The organism is Arsukibacterium sp., assembly GCF_033722355.1.
Classification (GTDB): Bacteria; Pseudomonadota; Gammaproteobacteria; order Enterobacterales; family Alteromonadaceae; genus Alishewanella.
The window spans coordinates 1-6,371 of the sequence record NZ_JAWVZF010000155.1 but is presented as its reverse complement, the minus strand read 5'-3'; the positions used below and the strand labels follow the sequence as shown (position 1 = coordinate 6,371).

The 6,371-nt window shown below is 50.8% G+C and carries 6 protein-coding genes and 1 pseudogene; 5 read left to right on the top strand and 2 right to left on the bottom strand.

Going from position 1 to position 6,371, the window contains the following annotated elements; translation table 11 throughout:
• From R3177_RS12215 to R3177_RS12195, 5 genes and pseudogenes are all read left to right on the top strand, one after another.
• Positions 1-188: pseudogene (locus R3177_RS12215) on the top strand (paraquat-inducible protein B); the annotation flags it as partial.
• Complete coding sequence (locus R3177_RS12210; RefSeq protein ID WP_318971307.1) at positions 185-754, top strand: membrane integrity-associated transporter subunit PqiC; 570 nt, start codon at positions 185-187, stop codon at positions 752-754. The pseudogene R3177_RS12215 and the gene R3177_RS12210, both read left to right, overlap by 4 nt.
• 211 nt (positions 755-965) lie before the next feature.
• A complete protein-coding gene (locus R3177_RS12205; protein ID WP_318971306.1) occupies positions 966-1,232 on the top strand; it encodes an oxaloacetate decarboxylase subunit gamma in 267 nt (88 codons plus the stop codon).
• Between the two features lie 15 nt (positions 1,233-1,247).
• A complete protein-coding gene (gene oadA / locus R3177_RS12200; RefSeq protein ID WP_318971305.1) occupies positions 1,248-3,035 on the top strand; it encodes a sodium-extruding oxaloacetate decarboxylase subunit alpha in 1,788 nt (595 codons plus the stop codon).
• 23 nt (positions 3,036-3,058) lie between these two features.
• Entirely contained in the window at positions 3,059-4,189 is a 1,131-nt protein-coding gene (locus R3177_RS12195; RefSeq protein ID WP_318971304.1) for a sodium ion-translocating decarboxylase subunit beta, read from the top strand.
• An 18-nt stretch (positions 4,190-4,207) separates the two neighbouring features.
• Here the strand turns inward: R3177_RS12195 and R3177_RS12190 are convergent, their stop codons facing one another.
• Both R3177_RS12190 and R3177_RS12185 read right to left on the bottom strand, forming a co-directional pair.
• The gene (locus R3177_RS12190; protein ID WP_318971303.1) at positions 4,208-5,287 is read right to left on the bottom strand and encodes an anhydro-N-acetylmuramic acid kinase; all 1,080 of its coding nucleotides are present in this window, start codon (positions 5,285-5,287) and stop codon (positions 4,208-4,210) included.
• Positions 5,288-5,299: 12 nt separating this feature from the next.
• On the bottom strand, positions 5,300-6,371 hold a 1,072-nt coding region (locus tag R3177_RS12185), incomplete at its 5' end, for a peptidoglycan DD-metalloendopeptidase family protein (RefSeq protein ID WP_318971302.1).

Sequence of the window (6,371 nt, the reverse complement as noted above, 5' to 3'; positions counted from 1 at the left end):
TTCGCACTACGCTACAGGGCTTTAGCCCTGATGGCGCTGCCTATAATAATGTTAATGCCAATCTGCAGGCATTAGAGCAGGTGTTAAGAGAGTTGCAACCGGTTATTAAGACACTGAACCAGCAAAGTAATTCTTTGATTTTCAATGCCAGTGACAAGCCTGAACCTGAACCAAGGAAAGCCAGATGATAAAGTTAGCGTTATTGTTCGCTGTGATCTTAGGTATCACTGCCTGTAGCAGCCCGCCGCCGGTTAGCTATTACCAGCTGGCAGTGCCGATGCCGGCACAGGCCGAACCACAACCACAGCCTGGCACAACGAAAACATTGCAACTGCAGCCGGTCAGGGTGGCAAACTACCTGAATGGGGCTGGTCTGGTGATGCAGCGTTCAGATGTCGAACTACTGATTGCCAGTCGGCATTTGTGGGCTGACGCATTAGATCAGCAACTTTACCGGCTGTTAGCCGAACAGTTACCGCCCAGATTGCCGGCATTTCAGCTGTTCCAGGGACAGGGCAGTGCTGATCTGAAGTTGCAACTGACCGTTGACCGTTTTTATGCACAGGCAAACGGTGTGGCGATTATCAGTGGTTATTACACGCTAAGTTCAGAAAGCGAACAGACGCGTCACCGCTTTAGCTATCAGCAACCGTTAACCGCTGATGGCTATCCGGCGTTAGTCAGTGCGCTCAGCCTTGGCTGGCAGCAACTTGTCGATGAGCTGATTGCTCAGATAAGCCAACAGGACTTGTAATCAACCTCGCTTCACGTTATCTTTCCAGACGTCTAGATGTTAAAGTGCCTTGAGTGATTCGCTGGCGAAATAGCTGGCATCACTCAGTTTTATTATTCAGCTGGCACCTGAGCCCTCATAATGCCTTAATTAATCCGGCAGCACCGCAGCAGCTAAACTATGCTGTTTGCATTAACTTTGTTGTCATGAAACACTGGTAAACGCAGAACATATGCAGCTAAGGGAGAATGCACTGATGGTATCTGATTTATTGCTCGAGTCGGCAACATTAATGCTGATAGGCATGGTAAGTGTGTTCACATTTTTATTGTTGCTGGTGTTGCTGATGACGGTGATGAGTGGCCTGTTGCGGCGTTTTGCCCCGGTGCAAGGACCTGACAACAGCCGTAAATCAGAGACTGCCAGCAATGGCGTATCGCCTGCTGTGGTCGCCGCAATCAGTGCTGCAGTTCACCAGTATCGCCAACAACATAAATAAGAGGAAGAAGCTGGCATGACGAAGCCTTTATTATTAACCGAGTTAGTGTTGCGCGATGCGCACCAGTCTTTACTGGCAACCCGCCTGCGTCTGGAAGATATGTTACCGATTGCCGGCAAACTTGATCAGGTAGGTTACTGGTCGATGGAATCCTGGGGCGGCGCGACGTTTGATGCCTGCATTCGGTATCTGGGAGAGGATCCGTGGCACCGTATCCGGGAGTTAAAAAAAGCCATGCCCAACACCCGCCAGCAGATGTTACTCCGTGGCCAGAATTTACTCGGTTACCGCCATTATGCGGATGATGTGGTAAAAGCCTTTGTCGAGCGGGCCCATGCCAATGGCGTCGATGTCTTCCGTATTTTCGATGCAATGAATGATATCCGGAATCTGCAGACTGCAGTGCAGGCCGCGAAAGGTGTTGGTGCTCATGCCCAGGGTACTATTTCTTATACGGTCTCTCCGGTACACACTGTTGATATGTGGGTTGATATGGCACGACAACTGGAGGATATGGGCTGTGACTCCATCTTTATTAAGGATATGGCCGGACTGCTAAAACCTTATGTCGCTGAAGAGCTGGTAACCCGGATTAAAGAAGCAACGAGTATCCCGCTGGCCATGCAATGTCACGCAACCACCGGGCTTAGCACTGCAACTTATCAAAAGTCGATTGACGCAGGCATCGATATGCTGGACACCGCCATCTCATCGATGAGTATGACTTACGGCCATAGTGCGACCGAGACAATGGTAGCCATTACCGAGGGCACTGAGCGGGACACTGGCCTTAATCTTGAATTATTAGCCGAAATTGCTGCCTATTTCCGTGATGTTCGCAAAAAATATGCCCGTTTTGAGGGATCGTTAAAAGGCGTCGATGCCCGGATCCTGCTCGCTCAGGTGCCCGGCGGCATGCTGACGAATATGGAAAGCCAGTTAAAAGAGCAGGGTGCACTGGACAAACTCGATGATGTGTTACAGGAAATACCAAAAGTCAGAGAGGATCTCGGCTTTATCCCGCTGGTTACACCAACGTCGCAAATTGTTGGTACTCAGGCTGTATTGAATGTGCTGACCGGCGAGCGCTATAAAAGTATCACGAAAGAAACGGCGGGCGTGTTAAAGGGGGAATACGGGGCAACGCCAGCAGCGGTCAATCGTGAATTACAGCAGAAAGTGCTGAACGGAGCTGAACCGATAACTTGCCGGCCCGCTGATTTACTGGAACCTGAAATGGCCAGACTTGACAGTGAGTTACGGGATATTGCCAAGGCTGAGTCAATCGATCTGGCAAAAGACAGCATTGATGATGTGTTGACCTATGCCTTATTTCCGCAGGTCGGCCTGAAGTTTCTGAAGAACCGTAATAACCCAGCCGCATTTGAACCGGCTCCAGAGGCTGATGAAGCACAACAGCAGAGCACTGCGGATAATCAAAAAGCAAAAACGGTGTCAACCGGGCCGGCAGCATACAGCGTGCGGGTGGATGGCAAAGTATACGAAGTTGAAGTGGCGCCGGGCGGCGAATTAAACAGCATTAAACCGGTGGTGTCCGAAAATATACCAGGCAGTGCCTCCGTGACGGGCAGTGCTACCTTGAATGCTCCCCTGGCGGGGAATATCTGGAAAATTACCACTAAGGTTGGCGCAACGGTTAAGCGGGGTGACGTCGTTATTATCATGGAAGCGATGAAAATGGAGACTGAGGTGCGGGCAGTGGCTGATGGTACTATTGCCAATATTCATGTGGCAGCAGGTGATGCGGTCAGTACCGGTGACGTACTGATTAGTTTTGAATAGTACTAGCGGTTTAAGGAATTTTGATGGACGAGCTTAATACCCTGATTGCGTCGACCGGCATTGTGCATTTTACTGTCGGGCAGGTAGTGATGATGCTGGTGGGCTTTGTGCTGTTATATCTGGCGATTGCCCGTGGCTTTGAGCCGCTGTTGTTGTTGCCCATTGGCTTTGGTGCGATATTAACGAATATCCCGCTGGCCGGTATGGGGGAGCCTGGCGGCTTACTCTACATGATATATGAAGTAGGTATCGGCACCGGTATTTTCCCGTTGCTGATTTTTATGGGCGTTGGTGCCATGACCGACTTTAGTGCCCTAATTGCTAATCCCCGTATGCTGTTACTGGGTGCTGCGGCACAATTTGGCATTTTTGCGACCTTGTTTGGTGCTATTGCGCTGAACTGGGTGCCAGGGTTAAGTTTTACGCTGAAAGAGGCCTCTGCTATTGCCATAATCGGTGGCGCCGATGGGCCGACTGCCATTTTTCTGGCGTCAAAACTGGCTCCTGATTTGCTGGGTGCCATAGCCGTTGCTGCATATTCCTATATGGCGCTGGTGCCTATCATTCAGCCGCCAATCATGAAGGCGCTGACGAATAAAGCAGAGCGTGAAATTCAAATGACTCAGCTGCGCTCCGTTGGCAAACGGGAGAAAATTCTTTTCCCTTTAATGTTGGTGCTGCTGACTATTCTGTTACTGCCAACTGCCGCGCCGCTAATCGGGATGTTTTGTCTCGGTAACCTGATGCGTGAAGCGGGGGTGGTAGAACGTTTAAGTAAAACGGCTCAAAATGAGCTTATCAATATTGTGACTATTTTCCTTGGGCTGGCAGTAGGCTCCAAACTCAGTGCGGATAAATTCTTAACCACCCAGACCCTGGGCATTCTGGTACTGGGGGCAATAGCATTTGCGATTGGCACGGCGACCGGTGTATTAATGGCTAAGCTGATGTCAAAATTGTCAAAACAGCCAATCAATCCATTAATAGGTGCTGCCGGGGTGTCTGCTGTGCCAATGGCAGCAAGGGTCGTTAACAAAGTCGGTTTACAGGCCAATCCACATAACTTTTTATTAATGCATGCCATGGGGCCAAATGTCGCCGGCGTTATTGGCTCAGCAGTGGCTGCCGGCATTCTGCTGGCATTGGTAGGCTAACAGCGAGGGGTTGGCGCGTTAAGGTTGATAAGCCACCCCTAGCACACAGGCTTTGCTGGCACCGGTGACCTCTGGCAGGTTGCCGGTAACCTGATGCTGATAAGCCCAGGCCAGCCAGGCAAATGCCATTGCTTCCACCCAATCGGGATCAACACCTAGCACAGCGGTACTGCTAACATTGCACCGCGTTAATAATACGCTCAGATCTTCCATTATCAGCGGGTTGTGGACACCGCCGCCACAGACATACACCTGTTGCACTGCGTTATCCAGACTATTGGCGATGCTTTGGGCAGTGAGACGGCAGAGGGTGCGCTGCACGTCTGCCGCGTTATAGCGTTCAGGTTTGAATTGCTGTAGCCAGTCAAGGTTGAAATATTCCCGGCCGGTGCTCTTGGGCGCGGCTCTGGCAAAGTAGGAATCGCTCAGCATTGCCGCCAGTAATTCAGGTTGTAACTGTCCCTGCCGGCAAAACCTGCCGTGTTCATCATAAGGTTTGCCATGACAATACATCACCCAGTTATCCAGCAGCGCATTGCCAGGGCCGGTATCAAAGCCGGTGACTGCCGCCCCCTCATTAAGCAGCGTGACATTTGCAATGCCACCGATATTGACAATAGCCCGGCGCTTATCTGCCTTATCAAATACGGCGCGGTGAAAAGCCGGCACTAACGGCGCACCCTGACCGCCATAAGCAATATCTTTGCGCCGGAAGTCTGCTATAACCGGAATTTGGCAAAGCATCGCCAGTTTATGCATATCACCAATCTGGATCGTAAACGGATATTGACCATCCGGCCGGTGGCGGACAGTCTGGCCATGGCAGCCAATAGCACTGATCTGGCTTGCCGCCAGCCCTGCTTTCGCCAGTAATGCTGCCACGCCCGCAGCATAGCAGTATGCCAGCTGTTGCTCAGTCGGCCCTAATAATTCAATTTCATTAATGCCTGGTTGGCAAAGTTGTTGCAGTTGTTGTTTAAGCCCGACGGGATAAGAATGTAACAGGCTGCAGATCAGCGTGGGTTGCGGGGTAAAACTGACAAGCACCAGATCGATACCATCAAGACTGGTGCCTGACATAATGCCAATGTAATACATCAGACTGCGGCCTCAGGGTGCCGCTTTTGCCAGTAACACCCGTTCTTTTGTCTGAAGTTCAGCTAATACAGGTGTGGCGCTGGCAATAAACAGCTCGCGTTCTTTACCCTGCAACGGTGTGGCCTGAGGCAGCTTAACTGTCCGGGGGTTGCGGTGTACGCCATTCAGTAAAAACTCATAATGCAGATGGGCACCGGTGACCCGGCCGGTAGCACCGAGCCGGCCGATCGTTTCACCTTGTTTTACTTTGTCGCCAACCTTGACATTACGCCGCGACAAATGCAGGTATTTGGTAACGATATTATTGGCGTGTTTAATAAATACGTAATTACCATTAAGGTTATTGTAGGCAGAGTGCGTTACTCTGCCGTCACCGGCAGCCATAATGGGGGTGCCGACCGGCGCGACATAATCGACACCATTATGAGCGCGGACTTTACCGAGGACCGGATGCAGGCGTCTTGGGTTGAAATTGGAGCTGACGTACTGAAAGCTGACCGGCGCCCGCAAAAAGGCCTGGCGCATACTGGCGCCATCCGGCTTATAATAATTGCCATCGGTGTGGCGCACGGCCTGAATTATCTGACCCTGGTTCTGGAACTGGGCTGCGATAATGGTGCCATAGCCAACAAAATCACCATCAACATAATTAGCCTGGTAGATCACACTGAAACTGTCACCGGCTCGCAAGTCGAGGCCAAAGTCGATATCCCAGCCAAAAATGCCGGCTAGGTTCATGATCTGAGCTTCGGATAGTCCGGCTTCGATGCCTGCACTCCAAAAGCTGGACTTAATTTCTGCGCTGGCAAATTGCTGTCGATGTTCGACTGTTTTCTCCAGCTCTTCAGCAATAAAATTCCCGGTTGGGTCACGACTGATTTTTAACGTTTTCAGTTTGTTAATTGCATAGCGTAATTCACTAAGCTCGCCTTGTTCATTTAAGCCGAACTCCAGTACTTCGCCGGGAAATAACTTAGTCAGGGTTTTGGTACTGTCACCTAATGCCAGAATATCCAGCATCGTCTGCTGGCTGACATTGGCTTTTTTAAATAAACTGGACAGCACATCGCCCCGTTGTACCTGC